At 65.1% G+C, this 2,313-nt stretch carries 4 protein-coding genes; 2 read left to right on the top strand and 2 right to left on the bottom strand.

Annotation, left to right across the window (positions count from 1 at the left end):
* Window positions 1-694: tRNA dihydrouridine(20/20a) synthase DusA (gene dusA / locus EN914_RS32565; RefSeq protein WP_127389548.1), on the top strand; the 694-nt coding region annotated here is incomplete at its 5' end.
* Window positions 695-704: 10 nt separating this feature from the next.
* On the opposite strand, the gene EN914_RS32560 is transcribed toward dusA, so the two are convergent.
* Together EN914_RS32560 and EN914_RS32555 are read right to left on the bottom strand one after the other, a co-directional pair.
* A complete protein-coding gene (locus EN914_RS32560) occupies window positions 705-1,409 on the bottom strand; it encodes a TIGR02281 family clan AA aspartic protease (protein ID WP_024503317.1) in 705 nt (234 codons plus the stop codon).
* Window positions 1,410-1,416: 7 nt separating this feature from the next.
* Window positions 1,417-1,650, bottom strand: coding sequence for a DUF1289 domain-containing protein (locus tag EN914_RS32555; protein ID WP_024503316.1), 234 nt, complete (start codon window positions 1,648-1,650; stop codon window positions 1,417-1,419).
* Window positions 1,651-1,847: 197 nt separating this feature from the next.
* Between EN914_RS32555 and EN914_RS32550 the strand changes: the two genes are divergently transcribed.
* Window positions 1,848-2,313, top strand: a 466-nt coding sequence (locus EN914_RS32550) for a nicotinate-nucleotide--dimethylbenzimidazole phosphoribosyltransferase (protein ID WP_206527293.1), incomplete at its 3' end; no start/stop codon positions are given.

Below are 2,313 nucleotides of genomic sequence, written 5' to 3'. Positions count from 1 at the left end.
GTCGGGCACGTTCGGCGCCTGCCTGATGAAGGTGCCGGACCTCGTTGCCGGGTGTGTCGCGGCGATGAAGGCGGCGGTGACAATTCCCGTGACCGTCAAATGCCGCATCGGCGTCGACGAACAGGATCCGGAGCCGGCCCTCGATGCGTTGGCGGATGGGGTTTTCGACGCCGGCGCCGACGCATTGTGGGTGCATGCGCGCAAGGCGTGGCTGGAAGGGCTGAGCCCCAAGGAAAACCGTGACATCCCGCCGCTCGACTACAACAGAGTTTATCGGCTGAAGGCTAGAAAACCTAACGAATTCATTGGCATCAATGGCGGCATTCAGACGATCGAAGAGGCGTTGGCGCATCTCGACCATGTCGATGGCGCCATGCTTGGCCGCGCCGCTTACCACACGCCCGGCATTCTGGCTGGCGTCGATGCCGCTTTCTACGGCGTCCAGTCCGAGCCGTTCGATTTCGCCGCGCTGATCGATACGATGGCGGACTATGCGGCACGTCATATCGAGCAGGGTGGGCGGCTTGGACATGTCACCCGCCACATGGTCGGACTGTTCCATGGCTTGTCCGGCGCGCGCCGCTACCGGCAGATCCTGTCCACCGACGCGACAAAACCCGGCGCCGGCCCGGACGTGCTGAAGGCGGCTTTCGCGGCCGTCGAGCTCGGCGGAGCGGCAGCCGAAGCGGCTTGAGATTCCGGGATCAGTCCCTGAGGATCATGCGGTCGCCGCGCACGTCAAAACCCGACAATGAACCGATGAAGTTCATGCCGAGCAGGCTCTGGCTGAGCATGCCGGGTGCGGCGATCATCACCGACATATCCCTGCGCGTGATGCCGCCGATCGCAATCTGATCGGTTTTCACGGCCGCGGCGCGTGCCATGCCGTTGGCGGTCGAAACCGGTATGGTGTAATTGAGCGCCGCTGGATTGAATCCGGCGGCTTGTGCGTCTTCGGACGTCAGCACGGTGCTGGTCGCGCCGGTATCCACCACGGCCCGGACCGGGTTGCCGTTGACCAGGATGCGCGCTTCGAAATGGCCGTTGTCCGCCTTGTCGAGCGTCACCGTGGCGTGGCCGTCTTCGACGCCAAGCGCAAGCGGGCTGCCGGGAACAAGGCCCGCGGTCACCCGGCTGGCGACATCCTGCAGCTCATAGCGATACTGGTAACCGGCGATCAGCGCGAGCGCGATGGCCGCCCAGGCGCCAAGGTTGCGGGCCATGGCGCCCAGGGGCCTACCCGAGCGAAGCAGGCCGGCGCCGATAAGGGCGCCAAAGGCGCCGAGCCAGATCAGCCGGCTGAAATCGTTGTTCTCCACGCCGAGGGTGCTGCCGGCGGAATCGTTGAGCATGAGCAGGACTGCTCCCACCCCGATCGCGGCCATCAATATCCAGAACAACCGGCTCATCCGCACCTCACGACAGCGCGTCGCGTTCGCGCGCCATGCGGGTGCGGCGCGTTTCCCGGCGCGGCCGGCGCTCGACCGTTTCCAGCCGGGCCGGCAATTCAGCCATGACGCTGCGGCGCGTTTCCGGCGTCATCCCGATCCAAGCGCCGATTTCCTCGCGCGTGCGGCCGCACCCGAAACAGAAGCCGGTTTTCATGTCGATCGAGCAGACCAGGATGCACGGGGATTCGATGGCCGTCATGACTTTCTCTTGGGCTTCCATCCGCAATCCCTTGTTCCACCTCCACATGGTGCAACGGCAAAGCCAATGCAAGCCCTCGCGATTGCGGCCTGCGGGGCCGGCTTTGCGGCAAATGCAGGCCCATCATCCCAGAGGTTGTGCCAACCCCGCAAGGCGGCTATGCCGCTTACCAACTCCAGGGAATGATCGATAACAAGATGACCAGCGCACTGCCTTTCGACGATTTTCGCAACTTGTTGGCCAATCTGCCGGCGGCCGACACGGCAGCCGAGACCCGCGTGCGCACGCTGTTTGCCAAGGCCGACAAACCGGGCAATTCGCTTGGCCGCATCGAGGACATCGCCGCCTGGCTGGCCGCCTGGAGCGGGCGGGCTCCGCCCGCGGTGACAAGACCGCTGATGGCGGTCTTTGCCGGCAATCACGGCGTCACGCGCCACGGCATTTCGCCACGGCCGGTGGCGGCGACCGCCAACGCGGTCGAACTTTGCGCCGCCGGAGGTGCCGCGATCAACCAGATCTGCATTGCCTACGATCTCGGGCTTAAGGTTTTCGATCTTGCCCTGCACATCCCGACCGCCGACATCACCGAAGAGGCCGCGCTTGACGAGCGTGGCTGTGCCGCCACCATGGCCTTTGGCATGGAAGCGATCGCCGGCGGCACCG

Origin of the sequence: Mesorhizobium sp. M7A.F.Ca.CA.001.08.2.1, from assembly GCF_003998455.1 — a bacterium.
In the GTDB taxonomy this organism is placed as follows: Bacteria; Pseudomonadota; Alphaproteobacteria; order Rhizobiales; family Rhizobiaceae; genus Mesorhizobium; species Mesorhizobium ciceri.
Note: the sequence above shows the minus strand (reverse complement) of the source record. Positions and strands in the feature narration are given on the sequence as shown.

Excerpts from the sequence above, each read along its gene's own strand:
- EN914_RS32560 (WP_024503317.1), bottom strand. The coding sequence starts at position 1,409 with ATGAGCCGGTTGTTCTGGATATTGATGGCCGCGATCGGGGTGGGAGCA.
- EN914_RS32555 (WP_024503316.1), bottom strand. The coding sequence starts at position 1,650 with ATGACGGCCATCGAATCCCCGTGCATCCTGGTCTGCTCGATCGACATG.